This is a genomic window from Paenibacillus silagei, assembly GCF_017874735.1.
Classification (GTDB): domain Bacteria; phylum Bacillota; class Bacilli; order Paenibacillales; family Paenibacillaceae; genus Paenibacillus_AQ; species Paenibacillus_AQ silagei.
This window is the reverse complement of sequence record NZ_JAGGLV010000041.1, coordinates 1-25,536: the sequence shown is the minus strand read 5'-3', so window position 1 is coordinate 25,536 and position 25,536 is coordinate 1. Positions and strand designations below refer to the sequence as shown.

Sequence of the window (25,536 nt, the reverse complement as noted above, 5' to 3'; positions counted from 1 at the left end):
CGTTATCACCTCTAAGGTTTAGTATGGACCGGACGACACGAAATTATGAATTCAAGCATAAGATTGTGGTTGCTGCAGCGGCTTTTTTAACACTTTAAATATAACATAATGTGTAAGCATTTTCAAGCCGGATGGCGGTAATTCACAGCCTATTTTTAGTTTTTTTTCGGCGGATTTCCGGGAGGGATTGTTACGTTCATCACGGATTTTTGATACAATGGGAAGGTTAATGAAAGGAGCTGCACATGTCTAATCTTTTACAGGCCTCCTCTCCGCTTCTGTGGGGGGATAAACGGTTCCATACCTGGAACTACGAAATGCGCGGGCAGATGGATACCAAGGTGTTCAAGGTCATGCTCGATGCGGGCTTCACCTGTCCGAACCGTGACGGTTCCATCGCCAAAGGAGGCTGTACATTCTGCAGTGCCAGAGGGTCAGGCGATTTCGCCGGAAGCCGCCGGGATGATCTGGTCACCCAGTTCAACCATATCCGCGACCGCCAGCATCAGAAATGGCCGAATGCCAAATATATCGGCTATTTCCAGGCCTATACCAATACGTATGCTCCTGTCGAGGAGCTAAGGGAATATTATGAAGTCATTTTGCAGCAGCCCGGGGTTGTCGGCCTCGCCATTGCCACCCGCCCCGACTGCCTGCCGGATGATGTAGTGGAGTATCTCGCGGAGTTGAACCAGCGCACCTATCTATGGGTGGAAATGGGGCTTCAGACCATTCATCAGTCCACTTCGGATCTGATTAACCGCGCGCATGATACCGCCTGCTATACTGAAGCTGTTGCGAAGCTCCGCCGTCACGGCATCCGGGTGTGTACCCATATCATTCACGGTCTTCCGCAGGAAACGCATGAGATGATGCTGGAGACTGTAGCTGCTGTAGCGAATATGGGGGTTCAGGGGATCAAAATCCACCTGCTTCACCTCATGCGCAAAACGCCGATGGTGAAGCAGTATGAAGCCGGGCTGCTGCGGTTCCTGGAGCAGGATGAATATGTGAAGCTCATTGCCGACTCGCTGGAAATTCTGCCGCCGGACATGATCGTCCACCGCTTGACCGGCGATGCCCCGCGCGATGCTCTGATCGGCCCGATGTGGAGCCTCAAGAAGTGGGAAGTACTGAATGCCATTGACCAGGAGCTGGTTGCCAGGGACACCTGGCAGGGTAAGTACTGGAGGAAGGGCTGATGGGCTTCCTGTCTGTCCTTAGCTTCGCCCATAAGCTGACCGCTGAGCGGCTCCCGCCCGGCGGACGGGCTATCGACGCCACCGTGGGAACCGGCGCCGACACCCTTTTCCTCGCCAAGGCGGCCGGGCCGCGCGGCGGGGTGTACGGGTTCGACATCCAGCCGCAGGCGCTGGCTCTTGCCGGCGAGCGCCTGCGGCTGGCCCGGGAGGAAGCGCCTGCTGCGCTGGCTCCCGTGACGCTGCTGCTGCAGAGCCATGCAGCCATGGCTGAAGCCGTTCCGCCCGCTTGGCGCGGAACGGCCTCGGCGGTGATGTTCAACCTCGGCTATCTGCCTGCAGGCGATGCCGACAAGACCATCATCACCGAGCCGCAGAGCACGCTGGCCGCGCTGGAGGCGGCGCTTGCGCTGCTCCGCCCGGGCGGGATCATCACGGCCGTGCTGTATCCCGGCCACGAAGGCGGCGGCCGCGAAGCCGCCGCTGTCGAAGCCTGGGCCGCCGGACTGGCCCAGCAGGACGCGCAGACTATCGTGTACCGGCAGCTTCAGCGCGAGTCTGCCCCTTATGTTTTAGCGGTAGAGAAGAAAAGAAGCTGAGCAGAGATTGCAATCGCCCAGTTTTCGCAGCGATTGTATTTTCCCGGGACACCATCATCGGGTTGACAGCCCGGGACAAGACAAATCACCAATTCTATTATCAGGAAGGAAGATGTTGTAATGACGAAACCATATCCTCTGAAATTTCAGCCGGAATTCAAAGAACGTGTCTGGGGGGGCCGGGCGCTGGAGAAATTCGGCCTGGATCTGCCGGAAGGCCATATCGGCGAAGGCTGGATGATTGCCGATCATCCGAACGGCACCTCCTCTGTAGTCAACGGCGAGCTGGCCGGACAAGGCCTGGATGCCATCCGTGAGCAGTTCGGGCACGAGTGGTTCGGCAGCAAGGGCATCACGGAGGAAGGCGGAAGATTTCCGCTGCTGATCAAACTGCTGGATTGCAACGATAACCTCTCTGTACAGGTGCATCCTACGGATGATTATGCCGGACTTCCCAAGGGAGAGCTGGGCAAAACCGAAATGTGGTACGTGCTGGACGCCAAGCCAGGCGCCAAAATCATCTACGGCCTGAAGGAAGGCGTCACCCGCGAGATGCTGAAGGACGCGCTGGAGAACGGAACGGTTATGGACAGCCTGCAGGAAGTGACTGTAGCTGCCGGTGACTCCTTCTATATTCCTGCCGGGACTGTACACGCCTTGTGTGCAGGTGTCGTTGTAGCGGAGATCCAGCAGAACTCTGACACTACATACCGGATTTACGATTACGACCGTCCGGGTCTGGACGGGAAGCCGCGCGAGCTGCATATCGAGGATTCCCTGAATGTTACCGCCTATGAAGGCGCAGGCGCGACTTCGATGAAGACCGATGGTGCAGTGGCCGGTGAATGGCTGCAGATTGCCTCCTCCCCTTATTTTATCGTGGAAAAAGGTCTGGTGTCCGGCGAATGGCAGCTCGCCACCACCGATGACAGCTTCACCATCCTGGTGATCTGCGAAGGCAGCGGCCACCTGATCTGGGACGGCGGCTCCCAGCCATACGCAGCGGGCGAATGCTATCTGCTTCCGTCCAGCCTTGGCGCTTACAGCATTGAAGGACAATCTACGGTGCTGCGCTCCTATCTGCCGTAAGAAGCCAGACTGCATTTCACTTGGATCAGTGTAGCACCAGGTACTCTTTACGCTAGGAATGCTGAATTTCACTTTCAGGAGGACAGGCGATGACTGAGAACACTTTTACCATGACTGATCCCTTAGATGTCAAAATCCATGTCTATGAATGGCTGCCGGACACGGGAACGGAGATCCGGGGGATTGTGCAGATTGCACACGGGATGTGCGAGACGGCTGCGCGGTATGCCCGGTTCGCTTCGGCGCTTACCGCAGCCGGTTATGCCGTGTATGCCAATGACCACCGGGGGCATGGACTTACCGCCGGCAGAGTCAACCTGCTCGGTGACAGCGGGGAGAACGGCTTCTACTGGATGCGGCGCAACCTGCTGCAGCTTGCGGGAGTTGCCTGCTCCCGGCATGAGCATGCCCCGATCTACCTGTTCGCGCACAGCATGGGTTCGTTTCTGGCTCAGAAGCTCATGTGCGAAGAGGGGCATGAGATTTACAGCGGCTTCATCCTCAGCGGCACCAATGGTCCCCGGAGCATGCTGCGGCTGGCAGAATCCTTGTCGGCTATGCAGTTAAGGCTGCAGGGCGACCATCACCGCAGTGTACTGCTGAATGGCATTGTTTTCGGCGCTTATAACCGGTCCTTCTCTCCGGTCCGCACAGCTTTTGACTGGCTCAGCAGTGATCCGGAGGAGGTAGATAAGTTCATTGCAGACCCGTACTGCGGGGCGATCTGCACCACCCGCTTCTTCCGGGACTTCTTCCATTTGCTGCGTGAGCTTCATACCAGGTCCACTCTTCAGCACCTATGCAGCGACAAGCCGGTCTACCTGTTTGCGGGCGAGAAGGACCCTGTGGGGATGAACGGTCAAGGGGTGATGCGTCTGGCTGAGTTATACCGGAAGCAGGGGCTTCAGGATGTAGAATGCAAGCTGTATCCGGGAGGAAGGCATGAGATGCTGAATGAGGTCAACCGGGACGAGGTCACGGCCGATGTGCTGGACTGGCTCGCCCGCCACCTGCCTGCCGAATCCATGATTAGTTAATAACAAAAACAACAAGGCAGCGATTCCCCTCTTATTGGGAGGATCGCTGCCTTGTGTTTATTGGAATTGCGGAACCGGTCTCTACACATTAAAAGATATCAGCTTCAGCTGTGTCATCTCCTGTACGGCGTAAGCAACGCCTTCGGTTCCCTTACCGCTGTCTTTCACACCGCCATACGGCATATGATCCACTCTGAACGTCGGAATATCATTAACGACTACACCGCCGGCCTCAAGTTCACGGGCAGCCTCAAAAGCGCGCTTGATGTCAGAGGTATACACCCCCGCCATCAAACCGTAGCGTGAAGAATTCACCTCGCGGATTGCCTCCTCCCAGTGGTCAAAGGGCAGAAGCACCGCAACGGGTCCGAATATCTCCTCTGTCCATACCTTGGCGCTGCGGGGCACCTGAGTCAACAGGGTAGGGGCAATAATATTTCTGGCTGAGCGCAGGCCGCCTGTTTCGATCACAGCGCCGCCTGCCACGGCTTCCCCGATCCAATTCATAATACGGTCTGCCGCCTTCTCCGAAATCAGTGAGGTCACATCCGTAGCTTCTTCCAGCGGGGACCCGGTTATAAGCTTTGCTGCTGCTGTGACAAAATGTTGTTTGAATTCTTCATAGAGCGATTGATGGACTAGAATCCGCTGCAAGGAAATACAGACTTGCCCGTTATAGGCAAAAGCACCACTGACACACCGGGCGGCAACCGCCGCAATGTCTGTGTTCTCATCAATAATCAAAGCAGCGTTGGACCCAAGCTCCAGAGTGGTGCGGCGCAAACCCGCCTGCCGCTGAATCAGCTGGCCCACGGCATAGCTCCCGGTAAAGCTGATCTTGCGGACCAACGGATGGGTCGTTAGTACTTCCCCCAGCTCCGCTCCCTCACCGGTCACAATATTCAGCACTCCGGCCGGCAGCCCCGCCTCTTGAAACAGCCCGGCAAGCAGCAACCCGCTTAGCGGTGTCTGCTCCGCCGGTTTCAACACAATGGTGTTGCCGGCCGCAAGGGCCGGTCCCACCTTATGGGCTACCAGATTAAACGGAAAATTAAACGGAGTAATAGCTGTTACAACCCCGATGGGGACCCGGATTGTAAAGCCGAAATGCTGGTGTCCGCCTTCAGCCGCATCCATCGCAACCTGCTCACCGGTCACCTGTTTTGCAGCTTCGGCTGCAAAACGGTAGGTCTCCACGGTCCGGGCAATTTCGCCTCTGGCTGCCTTGAGGGGCTTGGCCGCTTCCATTGCTGTCACCCGGGCCAGTTCTTCCCTGCGCTCGTCAATCAGCCCGGCCACCCGGTATAGAATCTCGCTGCGCTGATAGGCACTCATCCTCCCGAAGACAGCAAAGGCTTCGTGAGCCGCCTCGATTGCCCGCACTCCCTCAGAGGCATCTGCCTGGGCAATCCGTGCCAATACTTCCCCGCTGTATGGATTATATAAGTCCTTGTATTTCCCGGCCTTGTGCCACTGGCCGGACATCCATAAGCCGTAACATTCCTGCAGCTTCAAATTTTCTCACTCCCTATTTGCAAGTTGCAGCCATGCTGTATGAATATCGGCTGCCCGAATCTCGCCCTGATGACCGGCGAGATGACGGTGGACCTCCTGCTTCCGGTGCCAGCGCAAGGCTGGCGGCAGTTCCAGCAACAGCACCGTTAGCGCATCGCTGGCTTCAGGAGTAAACTGCTGTTCATAGCTTTCACTGGCAGCTCCAAACTGCCATAGAGGCTGTACTATACCCGAGATTTGCCAGCGGCCCGGCATATCCGAAGAGCTTCATTCCGTCCAGAGCCTGAACCAGGATTTCAGCATGTTGTTGGCCTAACTGCGGCCGGTTGCCGGCTAAAAATATTCTGCTAAAACCTCCGCTAAAGCCTGTTTGTAGGCATTTAAATCATACTAAGAGTTATTTGCTTTTTTCTTGGCGATAGTTAGGCCGTTATATATCTTCTCTTCCAGTTCCCGTCTTGCCTCAAGAACCTGAAGCGTTCCTTCTAAGCCCTCGTGTCCCTGTCTCAAGCCATATCCCTGTGCGGTGTAATACTGGATGAACCCTTCCGACCACTCCAGGGGTCTCTCGCGGACAGCTTTGCGGAAAGAATGCTCCAGATCGTCCTGTTCAATAACAATCAGCAGCGGATTCAATCCGGCCGTGATGGCCTCCAGCTCCAACGTGTAGCTTATAATGTCTTCCTCGGCTGCCCCATGCTTAATCATCCCCATTGTTACCGGGTTCTGGATAAAGCAGCAATCGAACACATACGTGTCCGCCCCCTGCAAGGCCTTTTCCGCGAACTGCCTCCATCTTGCTGTAATCAGCTCCCTGTTCTGCGCGAACGACAATTCATACACATCGTTCCGGGCAAAAATATCCGTCCCTTCCTTTGGAACCCGGGAACTGTGTTCATTTAGGATTTTCCGGTATTCCACCAGGTAATGGCTGTCATGAACAGTTGTCCGCGGACTTAATACATGCCTTGAATCGGCCCACATCCCCAACAGTTCATCGTACTCTGCCTTTGTAAGACAAGCGACACCATCATAATCCGCCGGATGATCCAAATTCCCCTCCAGGAATAGCTGAGCTTTAGTGCCCGACTCCGCAAGAATGTCATAAATCAGCTGCGCCGTGGTGGATTTCCCGAAGCCGGGTAAGCCCTCGATAAAAATCAATTTAGGTTGCATATAGTAGTTCCCCCATTCACGATTTAGGAGGATAAGCAGATAAGAAGCCATTGAGATGCGGTGTCCCGGCAACAAAAAAAGATACCCTAAGGTATCCGCAGAAGTCGGTCTATGAACCAAGCTCACCCTGCATACCCTGTAAGATTAAAGAAAGACATGCCTAATAGCATAGTGTTCTCCACTATTGCTGGCATTCTTCCGGTTAATTTATCCTTACAGAGTAATCCACATGATAAGGTATATGCTCCTTTAATTGCATCTCATCATTTAACGTAACACTTAATGGAGATAAATACAATGAAGTGTTTATAAAAGAAGTGTTTTTGAAAATAGCTTATATTTCAGAAGACTCCGGAGTTTTTGTATATTCGCTGATAGAAGCATGTGGTGTTTCCGCAGCCTCCCCTATCAAGGTACGAAAAGCCATGCCGTGTCCGGAAATGATCACCTTTTGGAACCCGAGATATTGGTCAATCACCTTCTCTACACGGTTCCTCAGCAGCTCCTTAGATTCCCAAATCCGGGTCTCCCCGGGAGGATAAGCTCCGCCGTCTATTCGCCCAAAAACGGTCAGAGTCTCACTGCCCCCAAGGGACCACTGTAAGCTCCGGCCACTTCGACTTCCATTTCTGCGTCTTCGCTTCGTAAATCTTCTCGCTGATCAGTGCTTTGTTGGGGCGTAGAATTAATTGAAATAAATCCTCCAGACCAAATGGGGCATAAACCTTCCAGTCACCGTTCAGCTCAAGCCGCGCTCCCAGAGAAGTCACCGTGGTTGGCCAGCTATTAATTGCAGCTTCCAGCGATGTGTAGGGCTGGATCTCCACACCGAACTTCTGGGGGTACCACAGATGAACCCGAGCCTGATTCTTGAGATCGACCGGGATAGCAATTCCCGCAAAAAGCTTCTTGCCCTTCGCAACCATCGCATCCTCAGCAGCATAACTCAGATCAGCTGCATCATAGTAAATAATATCGATGTCACTAATTCCGTACCCCGGCGCACGCCCGGTAAGCTCATTCCACACCGTTTGCACCAAGCATCCTGCACCTATGTAGTAAGGGAACGGGGCCAAGCCTTGGGCACGCTTGAAAATATCCATTAGCAGTGTATCGCGGGTGAATAGCTCCGTAAGACGATTATACATTTCATAGCAACTATCCATCGCCCAAATCCCCCACACTCCCGCCAGACAGCCTATACTGCAAAATCAGCTGCGTTCCCTTGCTTGCGCTGCGCCGCAGGCCGTGATCCTGAAATCCGGCGCGGAGATAGAGCTGACTGGCGGCGGTATTGCGTTCATTCACAGCCAGAACAATCTGCCGGGCTTCAGCGTAGTGACGGCGGACAAAATCCGGCAGCAGTGCCATCGCTGCTTTGGCGAACCCGCGGCCCTGGCTGGCGGAGTCCATCAGGAAGGCCCGGAGAAGAACTACTCCTTCGTAGTCCTGGTAGAAATTCGAGATAGCTTCACCAGTATGTAGGATGAAGAAGCCCACCGCCCGTTCTCCATGAGCAATAACCACCCCGGCCTTACCGGCATCCTCCCTGAGGTCCTGAAGCGTCTCCTCCGGCAGCCCGGTGAACTGCAACTGCTCCGCCGGAAGCTTAAAGCCAAGTAACTGGTCCTTGAATTGCTCCCCGTGCTCGTCACCGTATCTAAACAATGATATGTGCTGCTCCTGACTCAACTGTATGCCCCCTATAGGTAACCGACTCCCGCTCATGCTCCCTTGCGGCCGCTTCGCCGAATGTGGTCGGTTTTTCGATTACATTTGGCTCACGTGCACACGCAGCGCCAATTGTGGCCGGTTTTTCGATTACATTTGGCCGACGTGCCCACACAGCGCTAATTGTGGTCGGTTTAATACGAAAATAAAAGTACCGGAAAACGCGCCGCAGACTGGATTTTGACAAAAAAAGACCCACCGCCCCCAAAAAACGTTTCGTTTTTTTTGAAAAAGGGAAGACTATGGGGTAGGATTTAGTTGCACGCTATATCCTAACTGCTGGATATATTGCACATACCGATCCAACCGAGTTTTCTTGGACGTCTCATCGCCTAGTGAGACGTCTATTTCTTGGTATGACCTCTTCTCCCGCATTAGGGCATGGAGGATGCGAATCAGCAAATGCGCCGTGGCGACGTTTGCTTTTTTATCTCCTCGTCTCTTCCGGATTCGTCGAAAGAATTGGCCGATCCGGTTCGAGGAGCGAGCGTTCGCCCAAGCCGCCTGACACAACGCCCCTTTCAGATGCTTGTTCCCTTGCATCGTTTTGGACTTTCTTCGCTTCCCCGCGCTTTCGTTGTTCCCGGGACACACCCCCGCCCATGAAGCAAACTGCGCATCACTCGGGAACATCTCCGCGACATGCGGCCCCACTTCGGCAAAGATGGTCACGGCAGACGTCCGCTCTATTCCTGGAATGGAGTCAATTTGTTCAATGACCTCCAGGTACGGTTCTGCCTTCGCCTCGATTCGCGCTTCCAGTTCCGTGATTCTTTTCTCCAGATAGACCAAGTGGTCCCAGTGGTCTCGAATCATCTCCCGATGATGACGGCGCAGCTTGCCATTGAGCGCGTCGAGTAGCTGCGGAACTTTCTTTTTTAAACGGGTTTTGACCAGGCTTTTCACGGTCACTTCATCCACCACCTCGCCGTCCATGATCTTCTGGAGCAGGCCCCGTCCCGAAACCCCATAGAGATCGGACATAAAGGTGGTCAGCTTGATGTTGGCATCCTGCAGGATTTTGTGAATGCGGTTTTTCTCCGCCGTCACCGCCTGCACCATCTTACTCCGGTAACGGGTCAAATCCCGCAAATCCCGGATGTCCTGTTCGGGCACCATACTGCCTTCAATGAGCCCGCAACGGTGCAATTGCGCTAACCAGCGCGCGTCTTGCATGTCCGTTTTTCGACCCGACGTATTCTTGACCCGCCGGGCGTTGGCCAGGACGAGGTCACAACTGCCCTCTAAGATGTTCCATACCGGTTTCCATAACACGCCGGTGCTCTCCATCACCACTTCCCGGCAGCCGTGTTCACTCAGCCAATCTTGCAGGCCTAGCAATTCTTTGGTTGTCGTCCCAAACGTTTTCAGGTGATATTGGGGTTTCTGTTCAATCGGTCCTTTTAACACGCAGGCTACAACGGTTTCCTGATGCACGTCTAGACCGGCGCAACACATACGTACAGCATCCATTCCTACCATCCTCCATCGTCAGTTTACAAATCATGCGCTCGAGTGAGTGTAATTTAATACACGTACTTTTGGGGGCTACAATAGGCGATGCTCGAAAAGCGCAATAGAACGGTTTTTCGAACGGGGTGGGTCCCAGTAACCGTTTCCGCCCTTTGATTTGTATATGTAAGTGTTGACGACTACAGCCTCATTTAGAATGGATGCGACGGATGCCAACCACTTATTTTCATTCCTGGGGGTGACAAGGCCTCTGTCTTGTCATGACTGTTTTTCGATTACATTTGGTTCACGCGCCCACGGAACGCCGGATGTGTTCGGTTTTTCGCATACATCCGCATCGGCAGGCAGGTGTCCAGTGTAGTCAGGGGCATTCCCCTACAAAGGCAGCGTATAATACTGCGCCCGCTGGCTCTCGTCCTGCTGATACAGGACGACCAGCAGTGTGCGGCCATCGCTTGCCCCGGGGTGCGGACCCGGCAGGGCCGTCCCGCTCCCGGCGGCGACCGCCGTTGCAGCCGCCCGGCCTTCACTCCCGCCTCCCCCGGCAACCGCCGGAGGCGATACTTCTGCCTTGATTGCGGCAACTGCTTCACCTTCGCCAGAAGCTCCAACCCCCGCCTCAGCGCCAAGCTCCCCGTCATAGCGCAGCCCGCTGATCGATTCCAGCACCGGCGCAAGGCGGAACGGCAGCTCATCGAGCACGATGAACTTCTGCAGCTCCCGCTCGCTAAGTCCGGCCTCCGCCAGCTTGGTCGAGATCAGCTCCGGCTGACTGGCGATCTGCTTCAGGTGCTTCGCCCACTCCGCTTTATCAAGCACATCGTCCCACCAGATCTTGCGGGGCTTGTACTTGTGGGCGAGGAAATAGTCCAGCTTCATCAGGCCGGTGACTATGTCCATAGAAGCCGTGCCCCGGTCCGTCAGGAAGTTATGCAGCCGGGTGAACAGATCCTCCAGCTGATGCCCGATCTTCTGCCAGCCCCGCTCTTCCCAGTAGTCCCCGAACTCCTGGAAGAAGTCGAACGGGGACGGGAAGACATGGCGGATCAGATACTTGACTGAATGAGCCAGCCGCTGGCTGTTCCAGTACTTCTCCAGCACATCCTCCAGCCGCTTGAGTCGGATAATATCGGCGAACGGCATCACATGGCTGCTGAGAATTTCGTATGGCGCATGCTCCATATACGTATAGTCGTATTTAGCTGCCTGGGCGCGCAGCCCGGTGCCGCGCAGCATTTTGAGGAACCCTAATTGCAGCTCCTCCGGCTCCATGGCAAAGACGTCATTGAAGGTCTTGCGGAAGGTGTCGTAATCCTCCATTGGCAATCCGGCGATCAGATCGAGATGCTGGTCGATGTTGCCGCTGGCCTTGATCTTCATCACAGTGCGCGACAGCTTGGTGAAGTTCTGGCGGCGCTTGACCAGCTCATTGGTCTCGTCATTCGTCGACTGGACGCCGATCTCGAAGCGGAAGACGCCCGGAGGGGCGTTCTGCGCCAGGAAATCCAGCACCTCGGGACGCATAATATCAGCGGTAATCTCGAACTGGAACACGCAGCCCTGATGATTATCGATCAGGAACTGGAACATCTCCATCGCATAATTGCGGTTGATATTGAACGTACGGTCCAGGAACTTAATTACCTTGGCCCCGCCCTCAATCAGATAGAGCAGATCGGACTTCACCCGTTCGATATCATAATAACGCACGCCCACCTCAATGCTGGACAGGCAGAATTGGCAGTTGAAGGGACAGCCCCGGCTCGTCTCAAAATACACGATACGCTTGCTAAGCTCCGGCAGATCCTCCGCGAAGCGGTGCGGGGTCGGCAGGGTGTTAAGATCACTTTTGGGACGGGGAGGATTGACGATCAGCTCTTCCCCCTTGCGGTAAGCCGCACCGTATACGAAATGGTACTTGTGCTCATCCCGGATCTCCTGCAGCAGATGGTGGAAGGTCTCTTCCCCGTCACCGTTCACGACAAAGTCCACTCCGGTCTCCCGCTTCATCCAGTAGAGCGGCTCATAGGATACCTCCGGCCCGCCCAGCACAATCTTGACCTCCGGCATGACCTGCTTGAGAATACCGACCAGCTTGATGGTCTCCTCGATGTTCCAGATGTAACAGGAGAAGCCAATCACATCCGGCTGCTTCTGAAAAAGGTCAGACACGATGTTCATCGCGGGATCTTTGATGGTATATTCCGCCAAAAGGATATCCTTGAACTCATGCTCGCTATACGCCTTCAGCAGCCGGATCGCAAGCGACGTATGAATATATTTGGCATTTAATGTGGCCAGGATGATTCTCATGCCTTATAACCTTCTTTACATATCATTTTGAAAAAACTCCAGGAAGGCCTTGCCGTACTTCCGGTACTTCACTTCACCGACACCCTTCACCCTCAGCATCTCCGCTTCTGTCTGCGGACAAACCACGCTCATCTCACGCAGCGTCGCATCATTGAAAATGATGTACGACGGCACATGCTCACGCCCCGCCAGCTCGCGGCGGATCAGGCGCAGCTGCTCGAACACCGTTTCGTTGACCGCGGACGGCGAAGTATCGCGCGAGCGGCTGCGGTCTCGCGTGCCGGAGGTGACCAGCGTGCGGGCTACGCGCTGATGCACCTGGCGCTGGCCGCGCAGCACCTCGGCTGCCAGCGGCTGCAGCCGGACCACCGGATACTGGCCTTCGGACAAGGCCAGATAACCTTCCGAGATCAGCATATTGATGATCTCGGTAATCTCCTTCTCGCTGCGGCTGGACATAGCGCCGTGAGTCGGCAGCTTCTCGAAGCCGTATTGCAGCACCTTCTGGTTACGTGAGCCCTTCAGCACGGATGAGACCAGCGCCACGCCGTAACGCTCCCGCATCCGGTGGATGCAGGAGAAGATTTTCTGCGCTTCAACGGTGATATCGACCAGCTCACGCTCGTCGGTACAGGAGCTGCAAATCCCGCAGTGATCATCGTCATGACTCTCGCCGAAATAGTCGAGCTGCGCGCTGCGCAGGCAGCGGGTGGTATAGCAGTATTCAATCATCTGCTGGAGCTTGCGGTATTCGTTGGCTTTACGTTCCGGGTCCTGCGGGTTCTGCTCAATCAGGAATTTCTGGGTCATGATATCCTGCGCACTGAACAGGAGGATACAATCGCTCGGCTCCCCGTCACGCCCGGCACGTCCCGCCTCTTGAACATAAGCCTCCATGTTCTTCGGCATATTGTAATGGATGACATAACGCACGTTAGACTTGTCGATCCCCATCCCGAAGGCATTCGTGGCGACCATGACGCGGATATCGTCATAGAGGAAGCCTTCCTGGCTGTCCGCCCGCTCCTGGTCGTTCATTCCGGCATGATAGCGCCCGGCGGTGATTCCTGCGGCCTGGAGGCGCTGATAGAGATCATCCACCTCCTTGCGGGTGGCGGCATACACGATGCCCGGCTGATGGGCATGCTGAGCCGCGTAATCCAGCACGAACTCGCGCTTGTTCTCTCCGCGCAGCACGGACATCGCCAGATTGTCGCGGCCAAGTCCGGTCATGAAGACGCCCGGCTCGCGCAGGCGCAGCAGCCGGACCATATCCTCCATGACCTCCGGGGTAGCTGTAGCGGTGAAGGCCGCCAGAATCGGACGCTGCGGCAGCTGCTCCACGAACGGGGACACTGCCAGATAACTGGTGCGGAAGTCATGGCCCCACTGCGAGACGCAGTGCGCCTCATCCACAGCTACGCAGGAGATGTTCAGTCCCGCCATCTCCAGGCGGAACCAGTCCAGCTCCAGACGCTCGGGAGCTACATAGAGCAGCTTCAAGTCGCCGCGGCGGGCCGCACGGATGCGCTCATTCACTTCCTTGCCGCTCAGGGTGCTGTTGATATAAGCAGCCGGAATCCCTGCCGTCGTAAGAGCATCCACCTGATCCTTCATCAGGGAGATCAGCGGTGAGACGACCAGGGTAAGCCCCGGCTGCAGCAGCGCCGGAACCTGATAGCAGATGGACTTACCGCCTCCGGTAGGCAGAATGCCCAGCGTATCGCGGCCTTCCAGCAGATTGTTCACAATTTTTTTCTGGCCGTCCCGGAAATCGGGATAACCGTAATATTTTTGCAGCTCGGCCTGGGCCTGCTCCATTAATGATCCTTGCATCTCCATATCTCTTCAAACTCCTTAAGGCTTTCTACCTTTTAGTTTACCGGGCAACCGGCTGCCAAGCAACCGCCTGAAGCAGATATCATAGCACTCCTTCCGGGCCTTACACATAGAAATTACATAAAAACCGTACGATCAAGCAACACTTTATATAGATTCATCCATCTGCCCTATGAAGGAGGTCACCCGTTTGCAAGACTGGAAAGATAAATATGCCTCCTACATAGATAAGCAACAGTCTTCTTCTACAGAGCAGAAGCCTGCCAGCGGCAGCAGGCTGACAGGAGAGCTGAAGACCGATCTGCCGGAGCTTCAGGCGAGGCTCGGAGAGAACGGCGATCTGGTCGTACGCGACTTCCTGCTCTTCGGAGCTTATCCTGCTGCAATGCTCTTCTTCTCCTCACTCGTGAATATGGAGCAGGTGCGCGAGCATGTGCTGAAACCGTTAATGGCCCCGCCTCCAGGGCAGTCTGAGGTCCCGGAGGATACGGGCGGAATGATTCATTATATCTGGAGTACAGCTGTCCAGGTCACTCAAGGCACCACGACTGCCGATCTGTCCGCACTCCCCCAAGCCGCCGTGAAGGGCGACCTGATTCTGCTGATTGACGGAATTCCAGAGGCGCTTCGCATGGAAATGCGCCAGATTGAGATGCGCGGGGTCGAGCAGCCGCAGACGGAGCAGGTCATCCGCGGGCCGCGTGAAGGCTATGTGGAGAAGCTGGAGAACAATCTCTCCCTGCTGCGCTACCGGCTGCAGAGCACGGACTTCCGCATTGAGATCAGCCCGCTCGGAGAGCGTACCCAGTCAAGGGTGGCTCTATGTTACATTGACAGTGTCACTGACAGCAGTCTGGTCGCTGAAGTCATGCGCCGAATCTCGCTGATTCATACGGACGGCATCCTCGATGCCGGATACATCGAGCAGTTCATCGAAGACCAGCCGCTCTCCCCCTTCCCCCAGGTTCAGAGCACCGAGCGGCCCGACAAGACTGTGGCCGCCCTGCTGGAGGGCCGGGTCGCCATTCTCGTTGATGGATCACCGTTTGCCCTGATTGTTCCCGCCCTCTTCAACCAGTTCTTCGAGACGGTGGATGACTATACGGAACGCTTCATTATGGGCAGCCTGATCCGGATCATCCGGCTGATTGCTTTGGCCTGCTCACTGTTTTTCCCGGCGTTATATGTGTCTGTCATCTCGTACAACCCCGAACTGCTGCCTACAGATTTCGCTGTGGCGATCTCGGGCGGCCGGGCGGGGGTGCCGTTTCCGGCTGTGCTGGAGGTGCTGATTATGGAGGTATCCATGGAGGTTCTGCGGGAAGCGACGATCCGGCTGCCGCAGATGATCGGCGGGGCATTATCTATTGTAGGCGTCCTCGTCATCGGACAGGCTGCAGTGGGCGCAGGACTCGCCAGCCCGATCACGGTTGTCATTGTGGCTCTGACGACGATCGGCTCGTTCGCCACCCCCGCCTACAATGCAGCGATCGCCCTGCGTATGCTGCGGTTTCCGCTGATCCTTCTGGCCGGTATGTTCGGCCTCTACGGGGTTATGATTGGTACGATTCTGATTCTGAATCATCTGCTCTACCTGGAGTCCTTTGGGGTTCCTTATATGTCCCCTTACATTCCCGGCAAATGGCGTGATCTGAAGGATACGCTGGTGCGGGTGCCGCTCTGGTGGATGCGCCGCCGCCCCAGCTTCCTGCATGTCCGGGATACCGACAGACTGCCCCGCAGTGTACCCACCGCAGAGATTGACCAGATTCTCAGGCAGGGAGATGAGACCGATGAATAATCCGCGCCAGATTACGACTCTGCGCGCAGCAGCCGTGATCAGCAGCACCATTATCGGAGTGGGCATCCTCAGCTTCCCGCGCTATATGACCGAAGCAGGCAACAGCAGCGCTCCCCTTGTTGCATTCTGCGGCGTACTTTTCTCCTTCATCAGCTACTGGCTGCTGGCCTCCCTCTGCCAGCGGTTTCCGCAGGAGACCCTGTTTGTGTTCAGCCGCCGCCTGATCGGACGCCCGCTTGCTGCTATTTTCACTGTGGTGATTATGCTGCTGTTCATTGTACTCACCGGCCTCACTGTACGCCAGTTCGGGGATGTTGCCACAACCGTGCTGTACAAAAAAACACCGATCGAAGCAACCATCTTCCTGATGCTGCTCATCAGTCTCCTGTCCTCCAGGCGCAACGTTGTGAAGTTCTCCTATATCCACTTCTTCTATCTGCCGCTGATTGTAGGCTCTATTCTGGTCACCATTCTGCTCTCGCTCAAAAATGTGGATATGCTCAATCTGCAACCTGTCCTGATGGCTCCCAGCCTCCAGTTCTGGAAAGGAGCGCAGGAGGCCACCTATCTGTTCCAAAGCTCCTTCGTCATCGTGCTGCTGATTCCATTCATGGAGAAGCCTGGGCATGCCGTCCGTGCGGGGGCCTGGGCCATCTTCCTGTCGGGTGCAATCTACGTGCTGATCGTCATTGCTTCTGTAGGGATATTCGGTGCCGAGGAGACCAAGCTGCTGATCTACCCTACTCTGGAGATGGCCCGTTCGGCGGCCTTTGGCGAGGGATTCCTGGAGCGGCTGGATGCTATCTTCATTATTATCTGGGTCATCTCTGTCTACACGACGATCTACACTACTTATTACATATCTGCCTATCTGCTGCACAAGCTGCTGCGATTCCGCGACCAGCGGATGGCCTCCACGGTCCTGCTGCCGGTGATGTTCATCCTGGCCATGCTGCCCTCAAATGTGTTCGAATCTTACCGGTGGGCCCTTCATCTGGGCAATGCTGGCATGATGCTGATGTTCGGCTATCCGCTGCTGTTATGGACAGTCTATCTGCTCAGACGCCACAAGGAGAAGGTGACCTCATGAAAATACAGCTTCCGCGCACGCTCGCCCTGCTCCTCCTGCTCACTATTGCCGCACCGCTGCTCAGCGGATGCTGGGATCAGGTGGAGATTGAGGACCGCGCGCTGGTTCTCGGCCTATCCATTGACAAGATCCCTGCAGACGATACGCAAAAAGAAGACCGGGTCACTCACATCCATGATAACTCTCTGCCTACGGAGATGATCAGTGTCACCGCTCAGATTGCCGTCCCGGGCAGAGTCCCGCTGGGCCCCGGCACCGGCGGCAGCGCAGGGGAAGGCAAGACCAGTCCCGTCTGGGTGGTCAGCGTGCGCGGCATCTCCCTCGACGACGCCATGAATAATCTGCAGCAGCAGATTGCCGACCCGCGTTATCTGGTTCACCTGCGGATCATCATCATCAGCGAGGAGATTGCCCGGGGCAGCCTTGCCGAACTGAATGATTATCTGCGGCGCAACCCGGAAATCCGGCGCAGAACCTGGCTGCTCGTCTCCGAGGGCCGCGCGTCCGCCTTCATGGATGTGAACCCGCCGCTGCAGCGTGTGCCAACTCTTTATATTTTGTCCATGATGGAGAAGTCCGTCTCCTCCGGCAAATTCCCCCGGGATTATATCGGCACCTTCTGGTCAGCGGACTCTAGGTGGGGGCAAAGCGCCTATCTGCCTTATGTGGCACTGCGCAACAAGGATAATATCCTCATTGCAGGGCTGGCTTATTTCAGCGGCGGACGGATGGCGGGCAAAACTGCCCCGATCGAGATCGGCGGATTCATGGCGATGCAGGGGATGGACCCCGGAGGCTACTCCACTCTGCTCCGTACCCGGGAGCTCGGGATTGTCATGACCAAGACCAATGAACGCTTCACCCGCACCCGGAGCTACATCAAGGACGGCAAGCCCTATTTGTCCTATGAGATCTTCCTGGAGGGGGATTTGGACGAGCATTACAGCAGTGACATTCCTGTCAATTCCCCGCAGAAGCTGCATGAGATCGAGCGGGATTTCGAGCAGCAGATCCAGACGGTGCTGACCGGACTGGTGAAGCAGACCCAGCAGGACCACTCCGATATTTTTGGCATGGGCGAACTGATCCGAAGCCATCATCCCGCCTACTGGAGGAAGCATATCCACGGCAAAAACGACTGGGAGAGCCTGTACAGCAGTGTTGGTGTAGATATCAGACTGACCCTGCATATCCGCAGAGTGGGCCTCAAGCATGATTAAGCGCCAGCCCGTGCAGGTAACCGCCTATGGAGGAGGAAGCGTATGATCCGATTGCTGGGAAGCCTTGCCGGGATGCTGTTGTTCTCGGCCATGCTCCTGCTGGTTGTAGATATCCGAATTTACAGTAACCGGGGCTGGCTCCGGGAGAAAAAGTACGCAAAGATCATAGCCTGGAGCTATATCCTGCTCTCCCTGATAATCTGTATCGGCCTGCTCCTCTATATCTAGTGCCCCACGTCCCTTCGTAGTATTTATTCACGGCCCATGGTATATTGAGGAGTAACCTATTAAAGGACGGAGAATGCGGTCATGAATACAAGAAGAACCAGAAATCAGGGGAACAGAACCTCTAACCATAAACAGGGAGCAAGATCCGGAGCCCCGGCCAAGCCGGCAGCTGCACCCAAATCCTATACGGTAGCCGAGCCTGCGGAGCTGCTTGCTTTTCTGCTGAAGACGATTACGAACAAGGGGCGCAACTCGATCAAATCCATGCTCTCCCGCGGACAGGTTGCGGTGAACGGCAAGCCGGTGACGAAGCATAACCATCCGCTCCATCCCGGCCAGACCGTGACGATTGACCATGAGAAGCCTGCCGAAACCAAGGAGATGCTCGGGCTGACCATTGTCCATGAGGATGACGATATTATCGTGATCCAGAAGGATGCGGGGCTCCTGTCCATCGCTACCGGTGAAGATAATGAATTGACGGCTTACCGCCAGCTGATGGAGCATGTCCGCCTGAGCAACCCGAAGAACCGCGTCTATGTGGTGCACCGGCTGGACCGTGATACCTCGGGTGTCATGATGTTTGCCCGCAGCGAGGCGATTCAGCAGCAGCTCCAGAACAGCTGGAAGGAGACCGTCAAGGAACGCTCCTACGTGGCTCTGGTGGAAGGCGCCGTTAAGAGATCCGAAGGCACGATCAGCTCCTGGCTGAAGGAGACCTCCACGCTGAAGATGTACTCCAGTCCGCATGAGGGAGACGGGCTGCACGCCGTAACCCGCTATAAGCTGATCCAGGCGAACCGCCACTTCTCCCTGCTGGAGGTGCACTTAGAGACCGGACGGAAGAATCAGATCCGTGTCCACATGTCCGACATCGGACATCCGATTGCCGGGGACAAGAAGTACGGGGCTGAGACCAAGGCGGTCGGCCGCCTCGGCCTGCATGCCCGCGTGCTCTCGTTCGTCCATCCGACCACAGGTGAAATTCTAACGTTTGAGAGCGAGATTCCGAAGACTTTTCTGAAATACACGGCACCGGCACCTACGAACTAATTCCTAAGCTGTGAGTGCCAACAGCAGATCATAATATATTATAGAGAAACGATAGAAGGTGCCGCTCTTGTTCCACCCTACTGTTTTTGACAATATTAAAATCGCCCTGGAGAACCAGATCTACGACTACGATAATCTGGATGGGGTTCTAGTTGTAACTGACCGGTCCGATCTGCTCAATCTCGCGCTGATGTCGCGTGAATTCAGCCTCGCGTTCAAGCTGACCGGAGGCCTGAATGTGACGTCCGAGATTCTGCTCCAGTCCACAGTAAAGGACCTCAGCGATGAGATTCTGGAGACGCCGGGCAGCGATCCGGGATGCAGTCTTTTCTTACGCTTTTATATGGAGATAGAAGATGTGAATGTGCAGTGCCCGGCCATTGAAGAGATTCTGACCCGAATCTGGGGACCCGAATTCCAGCCTGTGCAATCGCTCAGCTTCCGCTATGGACAGACAGACGATACGTACAATAACTGTGTTGAACTGCAATTCAAACGGCAAATTACCGAAGAGCAAATGGAAGACCTTCCGAACCTCCTGAAGTTCATGCTGCAGAGCGCAGAGGAACTGGAAGAGGTATAACGCTATACATGGGGTGAGCTGATAATGAATTTCCTGCCTCCTGCCCGGACGGGCCGCTGGCTGGCATGGTCTGCCGGTTACGCGCTGCTGCTGTGGCTATCGCTGATTCTGCACCGTTATATGTGGTTAGGTGAGCCCTTCAACCTTATTCTTGCCCTACGCTGGGCCATCCTTGCCCTTGTCATCTCCGGTATAGTCAACGGGTTCGGCTGGCTGGGTGCGCAGCTTGTGTGGATTTTCTCAACCGCTGGAACTGTGGCGGGGCTCTTCCTGATGTACCTGTACACTTACCGTGAGATGTCGGGCTTCGAGGATCTTGCGGGCTTTCTTTCCTTTGGTCTGTTTACAGCAGGCGGCTTCGCTCTGGGCCTGATCGCCGAGGGCGGCCGGCTGCTGATACATTATTGGCGCACACGCTGATTCCTGTTAGGAGCTGATGACCCTTATGTCCAATTCCCTGCTGACCAAAAATGCGCTCGCCCGCTCGCTCAAAGACCTGATGGAGGAGCTTCCGCTGAACAAAATCTCCGTCCGGCATCTGGTCGAGGATTGCGGCGTGAACCGGCAGACCTTTTATTATCATTTTCAGGATATCTATGATCTGCTGGGCTGGATCTACAGGACGGAGGCTGTCGAGAGCATTGCCCAGTACCGCAGCTACAGCACCTGGACAGACGGTTTCTACCGGATATTCTGCTATATCGGGAACAATAAGGCGTTCTGCAGCAATACCTTGGACTCCCTCGGACGGAGGCATCTGGACGCGTATCTATATGAGGTGACGAATGATCTCGTTATGGGCGTCATCAACGAGCTGGCCGCGGGGCTGGATGTCGGGACGCCGGATAAGCAGTTCATCGCCAACTTTTACACGCTGGCCTTCACCGGACTGGTCATTCAGTGGATGCAGGACGGGATGAAGGAGCCGCCGGAGCAGATGATCGGGAAGCTGAGCGTCCTGATAGAAGGGAACTTTCTGAAGGCGCTGCATAAATATGAGAACATTGTGTCGTAACCTTAGAGGCTGCGGCTTTTTTTCTGCTCAAAAATGTTACACTTTGTTCCATATGTCCAAATTTTATACAGATCAAGCGCTTTGATGATACCCTCCAAGGCGGGACTGGATTACACTCGGTTCAGGTCCAGTATTCAAGCAAACCTATGGAGGCGGTAATCAGTGAAAAAAGAGTACGGTAACGAGCAGGTATATTTCGTAGGCGGTGGCATTGCATCCCTTGCAGGTGCGGCCTATCTGGTCAGAGACTGCGGTTTTCCCGGACAGAACATTCACATTATTGAAGAAATGAAGATCCTTGGCGGCAGCAATGACGGTGCCGGCGATGCAGAGCATGGATATGTGATTCGCGGCGGCCGGATGCTGAACGATGAGACCTATGAGAATCTGTGGGAGCTATTAAGTACCATTCCGTCCATTGACCAACCGGGGCTGACGCTGCGGGAAGAAATCATTCAATTCGACGAATCCAATCCGACCCGCGGCCAGGCCCGGCTGATCAACAGCAAGGGTGAGGTTCTGGACGTCACCTCAATGGGCTTCGATATGGCAGACCGCCTGGCCATGGGCAAGCTGATCATGACGCCGGAGCCAGCCATGGGCACCTTGCGGATTAACGACTGGTTCGGACCACATTTCTTCACAACGAACTTCTGGTACATGTGGGCGACCACTTTTGCCTTCCAGCCTTGGCATAGTGCAGTTGAGTTCAAGCGGTATATGCTCCGCTTCATGCACGAGTTCCCTAGAATTCAAACCCTTGAAGGCGTAACCCGGACCCCATATAACCAATATGATTCCATTATTCTGCCGCTGCATCAATATCTGGAGCCGCTGGGCGTAGATTTCACCTTGAAATGTACAGTAACCGATCTGGAATTCAAAGATGGCGACGGCATTACTGTGACAGCGATGAAGGTCGTCCGCAATGGCGTGGAGGACACGATCCAGGTTCATGAAGGCGACCGGGTCATTGTGACGAACGGCTCGATGACCGAAGGCTCCAGCCTCGGATCGATGACCTCCGCTCCCGGGATGAACGGTAAGGGCAGCTCATGGAAGCTGTGGGAGACAATCGCCGCGAAGAAGCCGGGTCTCGGCAATCCTTCTTCCTTCGACGATCATGTGGACGAATCCAAATGGGAATCCTTCACGGTGACCTTCAAGGACTCGAAGTTCTTCGACCTGATGGAGAAGTTCACCCGCAACCGGGCCGGTACCGGCGCACTTGTAACGTTCAAGGATTCCAGTTGGTTCATGTCGGTCGTGCTGGCGTTCCAGCCGCATTTCCGCAACCAGCCGGAGCATGTCAGGGTCTTCTGGGGATATGGCCTGTACCCGGACAAGGTCGGCGATTATGTGCACAAAAAAATGTGCAACTGTACCGGCGAGGAGATTATGAAGGAGCTGATCGGGCATCTGCACTTCGAGGCGCATAAGGAAGAGATCATGGCTACCGCCAACTGTATTCCTTGCATGATGCCGTATATCACCTCCCAGTTCATGCCGCGCCTGAACAGCGACCGGCCGCAGGTGGTGCCTGAAGGCTCAACCAACCTGGCCTTTATCGGCCAATACTGCGAGATCCCGGACGATATCGTTTTCACGGAAGAGTATTCAGTCCGTGCCGCCCGCATCGCCGTCTACACCCTGTTCGGCCTGAACCGTCCGGTAGAGCCGATCAATGCGTACCAGAACGATGTCCGCACACTGTTCTCCAGTCTGGTGACCTCGTTCCGGTAACGAAATGATTCGGTTTCCCGCTCCAGGCCAGTGGTCTCTGTAAGCAAGTGGAAACGGCTTTGCCGTCCTTTTAAAGGACGGTACCGTTTCAGCGAGAAATAGAAGGATAATTTATCGTGTGCAACATATAAATTCTTATATTTGAACAAAAACCCCCGCTGCATGAATTTCATGCGGCGGGGGTTTGGTGCGTCTATTGATGCAAACTTGCCAGGAAGGGCCAGTGGCGGCAGGAATGCCGACTTTTAGCCTGTTTCGATCAGGGTGTAGCCGCCTGACTGGATGGAGCACGCTTATGCGGACTCCAGTGCGCTTATTTGTTCCAAATCATCTTTTACGGCAGCGCTGCGGACTCCAGTGCGCTTAAGTGCCGAATATCCTGCAATTTCGCTTCCAAATTCTCCGCATAACGTCTTCTGAGTCCGGCGCGCCGCTCCAAATGGCCTTTTGGCGCAAATAGCGGAACTGTAGTCCGTAACCAGAATGAATCGTACGTCCCGTCCAGGCACAGCTTGCTGCAACGCTTATCTCAAACCTGCCACTGATCGTAATCAGATGCTGCAGGAACCGTCATCGCAGCCGTCAGCAGACGGTGCAGCCCCGGACTTCGGCTGGCCGACCACCTGAAGCTCTGGACCCTTCTGTTCCTCCGCCCATACCGTGTCCAGCACTTCAGTAAAGACCGGACCTGGCTGCGCACCGGATACGGCGTACTTATTATTGAAGACGAAGAACGGAACACCAGTGATGTTCAGCTGCCGGGCAGCTTCAATGTCAGCCTCAACCCGGTCACCGTAAGCCTCACTGTTGAGCACCTTTGCAACTTCAGCCTGATCAAGTCCGACCTCGGCGGCCAGTTCAGCCAGCACTTTGCGGTCACCCACATTCAGCGAATCGGTGAAATAAGCGCGCAGCAGCCGTTCGGTCATCTGCGGAGCCTTGCCCTCTGTGGCAGCATAGTGGCTCAAGCGGTGAGCGTCAAAGGTATTCGTGGACTGAATCGTATCGAAATTGAACTCCAGACCCACACCCTGCGCCTGCTCGGCCAGCTGTGCGTTCATCTCCTTGGCCTTGTCACGGGTCATGCCGTATTTACCGGCCAGCAGCTCATGGATATCTCTCGTCTCATCGGTGCGTGCATTCGGGTCCAGCTGGAAGCTGCGGAACACGACCTCCACCTGGTCACGGCCCGGGAATTGGCTCAGCGCGTGCTCCAGCCGTCTTTTGCCGATGTAGCAGAACGGGCAGGCATAATCAGACCATATATCTATTCTCATGGGAATTCCTCCTGAATGGTAATGGTATTGGTATTGCATTTCACTTACTATTATATAGTTAAAAACCGAAAATTACAAACAAACTTTCTGAACGGCCCCTTCCCATTGAATGTCCCATACATTCTCTTCCCTGCCGGCTTCCGGGAGAAAAGTAAACGAAAGAGGTATATACGTACGCCCGGCCGGGCAGGTAAAATTAGAGCAACATCTCTAATTCAAAGCGGACGGTCTATGGCGTCCCGAAAGGAGTCAGCGGCATGCATGACCTGTCTATAGTCATTCCCACGCGTAACCGGATCAGCGATCTGACCCTCTGCATTGAGTCCATCGGCGCGCAAAGCAGGCTGGAGAATGTCTCCATCGAACTGCTGATCGTGGACGACGGTGAGATCGAAGAGCGGGTGCTGGAATATTTCCGTGAGGTGCTCGGGCGTCTTCCGGATGCCAGCCTGCGTTATTACCGCAAAACCAAGCCCGGCGTCTGGCTCTCCCGCTATGAGGCCCTCGGGCTCATCGAAGGGGAGATTCTGCTCAGCTTCGATGACGATGCGGAGCTGGACGATCCGCTCTATATCCGCCGGTTGCTCGACACCTACGCCTCAGATCCGTCCATTGCCGGAGTCGGCGGAATCGCCAAGGGTCTCTCCAGCAGCAAATCGGGCAAGCTGCTCGGCAGGCTGACCTGTCAAATGTCGGCTTCGCCAGGCAGACTGTCGGCCAGCACACTGGCCGGGTCTCTTCTCTTATGGGGGGAGACCGAGAATATTTTTGAGACGGATTTCTTCCATGGCTGCAACATGTCCTTCCGCAGCTCGGCGCTGCGGGATATGAAGCCGTACCCCTGGATGACCAGCTATGCAGTAGCGGACGATATCTATATGTGCCATCTGGCGAGCAGATACGGCAAGCTCGTGATTAACCCGGAGCTGAAAATCATGCATCATGAATCGCCCAGCTCTCGCGACAAGGCAGGCCGGGTCGCCCGGGCGACCGCAGTCAACCATTATTATCTGCTGAATCTGCGCAAAGCACCCGTGAAGAATTATGCAGCTCTGCTCTGGACCTTGTCTTACCTCGCCATCAAGTCTACGCTCAAGCGGAACTTCAATGCCGTCTCCGGCTACGCCAGTGGCATCCTCTTCATCCTCAACCCCCGCAAGAACAAGTACAGGGAATTCATGCTGGATTAGGTACAGCATTCCGCGAAGAACCGCTAGTGCGCACAGAACCAAACAGTTTAAGGATGCTGGGGGCCCTGTGCCCCATACATCCGGTTCGCCTACATTTGGCCCGCACGCCCTCACCCAGCACATTGTGTTCGGTTTTTCGACTACATTTGGCCTACGCGTTGCCCCCGGTCCCATTGTGGTCGGTTTAATACGAAAATAAAAGTACCGGAAAATGCGCCGCAGACTGGATTTTGACAAAAAAAAGACCCACCGCCCCAAAAAAACGTTTCGTTTTTTTGAAAAAGGGAAGACTATGGGGTAGGATTTAGTTGCACGCTATATCCTAACTGCTGGATATATTGCACGTACCGATCCAACCGGTTTTT

At 55.2% G+C, this 25,536-nt stretch carries 24 protein-coding genes; 14 read left to right on the top strand and 10 right to left on the bottom strand.

From position 1 onward, the window contains the following. The first annotated feature begins 245 nt into the window (after positions 1 to 245). The 4 genes from mnmL to J2Z70_RS32250 all read left to right on the top strand — a co-directional run bounded on the left by mnmL (position 246) and on the right by J2Z70_RS32250 (position 3,924). On the top strand, positions 246 to 1,202 hold the full coding sequence (gene mnmL, locus J2Z70_RS32265; RefSeq protein ID WP_209879751.1) for a tRNA modification radical SAM protein MnmL/YtqA: 957 nt from the start codon (positions 246 to 248) through the stop codon (positions 1,200 to 1,202). Continuing rightward, a complete protein-coding gene (gene mnmM / locus J2Z70_RS32260; protein ID WP_209879749.1) occupies positions 1,202 to 1,798 on the top strand; it encodes a tRNA 5-(aminomethyl)-2-thiouridylate-methyltransferase MnmM in 597 nt (198 codons plus the stop codon). The genes mnmL and mnmM overlap by 1 nt, the downstream gene beginning before the upstream one ends. 120 nt (positions 1,799 to 1,918) lie before the next feature. After that, complete coding sequence (locus tag J2Z70_RS32255; protein WP_036727649.1) at positions 1,919 to 2,887, top strand: type I phosphomannose isomerase catalytic subunit; 969 nt, start codon at positions 1,919 to 1,921, stop codon at positions 2,885 to 2,887. Positions 2,888 to 2,976: 89 nt separating this feature from the next. Then, a complete protein-coding gene (locus tag J2Z70_RS32250; RefSeq protein ID WP_209879746.1) occupies positions 2,977 to 3,924 on the top strand; it encodes an alpha/beta fold hydrolase in 948 nt (315 codons plus the stop codon). Between the two features lie 81 nt (positions 3,925 to 4,005). Here the strand turns inward: J2Z70_RS32250 and J2Z70_RS32245 are convergent, their stop codons facing one another. The 9 genes from J2Z70_RS32245 to recQ form a co-directional block, all read right to left on the bottom strand. Then, positions 4,006 to 5,409 (bottom strand): aldehyde dehydrogenase family protein, encoded by a 1,404-nt coding sequence (locus J2Z70_RS32245; RefSeq protein ID WP_209879770.1) that lies wholly within the window; start codon positions 5,407 to 5,409, stop codon positions 4,006 to 4,008. A 36-nt stretch (positions 5,410 to 5,445) separates the two neighbouring features. Further along, positions 5,446 to 5,694: a hypothetical protein gene (locus J2Z70_RS32240; RefSeq protein ID WP_209879743.1), complete on the bottom strand. Its 249-nt coding sequence runs from the start codon at positions 5,692 to 5,694 to the stop codon at positions 5,446 to 5,448. Positions 5,695 to 5,829: 135 nt separating this feature from the next. Then, positions 5,830 to 6,615 (bottom strand): P-loop NTPase family protein, encoded by a 786-nt coding sequence (locus J2Z70_RS32235; RefSeq protein WP_209879740.1) that lies wholly within the window; start codon positions 6,613 to 6,615, stop codon positions 5,830 to 5,832. Between the two features lie 334 nt (positions 6,616 to 6,949). Beyond that, on the bottom strand, positions 6,950 to 7,093 hold the full coding sequence (locus J2Z70_RS32230; RefSeq protein ID WP_209879738.1) for a hypothetical protein: 144 nt from the start codon (positions 7,091 to 7,093) through the stop codon (positions 6,950 to 6,952). Between the two features lie 100 nt (positions 7,094 to 7,193). Next, complete coding sequence (locus J2Z70_RS32225) at positions 7,194 to 7,763, bottom strand: nucleotidyltransferase family protein (RefSeq protein WP_245368703.1); 570 nt, start codon at positions 7,761 to 7,763, stop codon at positions 7,194 to 7,196. A 10-nt stretch (positions 7,764 to 7,773) separates the two neighbouring features. Next, complete coding sequence (locus J2Z70_RS32220; protein ID WP_245368702.1) at positions 7,774 to 8,283, bottom strand: GNAT family N-acetyltransferase; 510 nt, start codon at positions 8,281 to 8,283, stop codon at positions 7,774 to 7,776. A 303-nt stretch (positions 8,284 to 8,586) separates the two neighbouring features. Then, the gene (locus tag J2Z70_RS32215; protein ID WP_209879729.1) at positions 8,587 to 9,819 is read right to left on the bottom strand and encodes an IS110 family RNA-guided transposase; all 1,233 of its coding nucleotides are present in this window, start codon (positions 9,817 to 9,819) and stop codon (positions 8,587 to 8,589) included. 375 nt (positions 9,820 to 10,194) lie between these two features. Further along, positions 10,195 to 12,132, bottom strand: coding sequence for a B12-binding domain-containing radical SAM protein (locus J2Z70_RS32210; protein ID WP_209879725.1), 1,938 nt, complete (start codon positions 12,130 to 12,132; stop codon positions 10,195 to 10,197). Between the two features lie 15 nt (positions 12,133 to 12,147). Further along, positions 12,148 to 13,974 (bottom strand): DNA helicase RecQ, encoded by a 1,827-nt coding sequence (gene recQ, locus J2Z70_RS32205; protein WP_036727639.1) that lies wholly within the window; start codon positions 13,972 to 13,974, stop codon positions 12,148 to 12,150. A 187-nt stretch (positions 13,975 to 14,161) separates the two neighbouring features. Here recQ and J2Z70_RS32200 point away from each other — a divergent pair, with 187 nt between their 5' ends. From J2Z70_RS32200 to J2Z70_RS32160, 9 genes are all read left to right on the top strand, one after another. Next, positions 14,162 to 15,772, top strand: coding sequence for a spore germination protein (locus tag J2Z70_RS32200; protein ID WP_245368701.1), 1,611 nt, complete (start codon positions 14,162 to 14,164; stop codon positions 15,770 to 15,772). After that, positions 15,765 to 16,862: a GerAB/ArcD/ProY family transporter gene (locus J2Z70_RS32195; RefSeq protein ID WP_209879720.1), complete on the top strand. Its 1,098-nt coding sequence runs from the start codon at positions 15,765 to 15,767 to the stop codon at positions 16,860 to 16,862. Before J2Z70_RS32200 ends, J2Z70_RS32195 begins: the two co-directional genes overlap by 8 nt. Beyond that, positions 16,859 to 18,082: a Ger(x)C family spore germination protein gene (locus tag J2Z70_RS32190; RefSeq protein ID WP_209879717.1), complete on the top strand. Its 1,224-nt coding sequence runs from the start codon at positions 16,859 to 16,861 to the stop codon at positions 18,080 to 18,082. The genes J2Z70_RS32195 and J2Z70_RS32190 overlap by 4 nt, the downstream gene beginning before the upstream one ends. A gap of 42 nt (positions 18,083 to 18,124) precedes the next feature. After that, positions 18,125 to 18,310: a CLC_0170 family protein gene (locus J2Z70_RS32185; protein ID WP_036727634.1), complete on the top strand. Its 186-nt coding sequence runs from the start codon at positions 18,125 to 18,127 to the stop codon at positions 18,308 to 18,310. Between the two features lie 81 nt (positions 18,311 to 18,391). Continuing rightward, positions 18,392 to 19,363, top strand: coding sequence for an RluA family pseudouridine synthase (locus J2Z70_RS32180; RefSeq protein ID WP_209879714.1), 972 nt, complete (start codon positions 18,392 to 18,394; stop codon positions 19,361 to 19,363). Positions 19,364 to 19,430: 67 nt separating this feature from the next. Next, entirely contained in the window at positions 19,431 to 19,946 is a 516-nt protein-coding gene (locus J2Z70_RS32175; RefSeq protein ID WP_076081848.1) for a hypothetical protein, read from the top strand. A gap of 24 nt (positions 19,947 to 19,970) precedes the next feature. Continuing rightward, positions 19,971 to 20,366, top strand: a complete 396-nt coding sequence (locus J2Z70_RS32170; protein WP_209879711.1) for a hypothetical protein — start codon at positions 19,971 to 19,973, stop codon at positions 20,364 to 20,366. A 25-nt stretch (positions 20,367 to 20,391) separates the two neighbouring features. Then, entirely contained in the window at positions 20,392 to 20,961 is a 570-nt protein-coding gene (locus J2Z70_RS32165; RefSeq protein ID WP_209879708.1) for a TetR-like C-terminal domain-containing protein, read from the top strand. Positions 20,962 to 21,123: 162 nt separating this feature from the next. Continuing rightward, positions 21,124 to 22,704, top strand: coding sequence for an oleate hydratase (locus J2Z70_RS32160; protein ID WP_209879705.1), 1,581 nt, complete (start codon positions 21,124 to 21,126; stop codon positions 22,702 to 22,704). A 551-nt stretch (positions 22,705 to 23,255) separates the two neighbouring features. Here J2Z70_RS32160 and J2Z70_RS32155 read toward each other — a convergent pair. After that, complete coding sequence (locus J2Z70_RS32155; RefSeq protein ID WP_209879702.1) at positions 23,256 to 23,981, bottom strand: DsbA family oxidoreductase; 726 nt, start codon at positions 23,979 to 23,981, stop codon at positions 23,256 to 23,258. A 257-nt stretch (positions 23,982 to 24,238) separates the two neighbouring features. Here J2Z70_RS32155 and J2Z70_RS32150 point away from each other — a divergent pair, with 257 nt between their 5' ends. Continuing rightward, a complete protein-coding gene (locus J2Z70_RS32150; protein WP_209879699.1) occupies positions 24,239 to 25,171 on the top strand; it encodes a glycosyltransferase family 2 protein in 933 nt (310 codons plus the stop codon). Positions 25,172 to 25,536 lie beyond the last annotated feature (365 nt).

What these genes read in the sequence shown, in the direction of transcription:
- J2Z70_RS32210 (WP_209879725.1), bottom strand. Translation starts at nt 12,132, where the DNA reads ATGAGAATCATCCTGGCCACATTAAATGCCAAATATATTCATACGTCG.
- J2Z70_RS32235 (WP_209879740.1), bottom strand. Translation starts at nt 6,615, where the DNA reads ATGCAACCTAAATTGATTTTTATCGAGGGCTTACCCGGCTTCGGGAAA.
- mnmM (WP_209879749.1), top strand. Translation starts at nt 1,202, where the DNA reads ATGGGCTTCCTGTCTGTCCTTAGCTTCGCCCATAAGCTGACCGCTGAG.
- J2Z70_RS32195 (WP_209879720.1), top strand. Translation starts at nt 15,765, where the DNA reads ATGAATAATCCGCGCCAGATTACGACTCTGCGCGCAGCAGCCGTGATC.
- J2Z70_RS32180 (WP_209879714.1), top strand. Translation starts at nt 18,392, where the DNA reads ATGAATACAAGAAGAACCAGAAATCAGGGGAACAGAACCTCTAACCAT.
- J2Z70_RS32225 (WP_245368703.1), bottom strand. Translation starts at nt 7,763, where the DNA reads ATGTATAATCGTCTTACGGAGCTATTCACCCGCGATACACTGCTAATG.
- J2Z70_RS32170 (WP_209879711.1), top strand. Translation starts at nt 19,971, where the DNA reads ATGAATTTCCTGCCTCCTGCCCGGACGGGCCGCTGGCTGGCATGGTCT.
- J2Z70_RS32215 (WP_209879729.1), bottom strand. Translation starts at nt 9,819, where the DNA reads ATGGATGCTGTACGTATGTGTTGCGCCGGTCTAGACGTGCATCAGGAA.
- J2Z70_RS32165 (WP_209879708.1), top strand. Translation starts at nt 20,392, where the DNA reads ATGTCCAATTCCCTGCTGACCAAAAATGCGCTCGCCCGCTCGCTCAAA.
- J2Z70_RS32185 (WP_036727634.1), top strand. Translation starts at nt 18,125, where the DNA reads ATGATCCGATTGCTGGGAAGCCTTGCCGGGATGCTGTTGTTCTCGGCC.
- J2Z70_RS32250 (WP_209879746.1), top strand. Translation starts at nt 2,977, where the DNA reads ATGACTGAGAACACTTTTACCATGACTGATCCCTTAGATGTCAAAATC.
- J2Z70_RS32240 (WP_209879743.1), bottom strand. Translation starts at nt 5,694, where the DNA reads ATGCCGGGCCGCTGGCAAATCTCGGGTATAGTACAGCCTCTATGGCAG.
- J2Z70_RS32190 (WP_209879717.1), top strand. Translation starts at nt 16,859, where the DNA reads ATGAAAATACAGCTTCCGCGCACGCTCGCCCTGCTCCTCCTGCTCACT.
- J2Z70_RS32150 (WP_209879699.1), top strand. Translation starts at nt 24,239, where the DNA reads ATGCATGACCTGTCTATAGTCATTCCCACGCGTAACCGGATCAGCGAT.
- J2Z70_RS32245 (WP_209879770.1), bottom strand. Translation starts at nt 5,409, where the DNA reads ATGTCCGGCCAGTGGCACAAGGCCGGGAAATACAAGGACTTATATAAT.
- J2Z70_RS32155 (WP_209879702.1), bottom strand. Translation starts at nt 23,981, where the DNA reads ATGAGAATAGATATATGGTCTGATTATGCCTGCCCGTTCTGCTACATC.
- mnmL (WP_209879751.1), top strand. Translation starts at nt 246, where the DNA reads ATGTCTAATCTTTTACAGGCCTCCTCTCCGCTTCTGTGGGGGGATAAA.
- recQ (WP_036727639.1), bottom strand. Translation starts at nt 13,974, where the DNA reads ATGGAGATGCAAGGATCATTAATGGAGCAGGCCCAGGCCGAGCTGCAA.
- J2Z70_RS32255 (WP_036727649.1), top strand. Translation starts at nt 1,919, where the DNA reads ATGACGAAACCATATCCTCTGAAATTTCAGCCGGAATTCAAAGAACGT.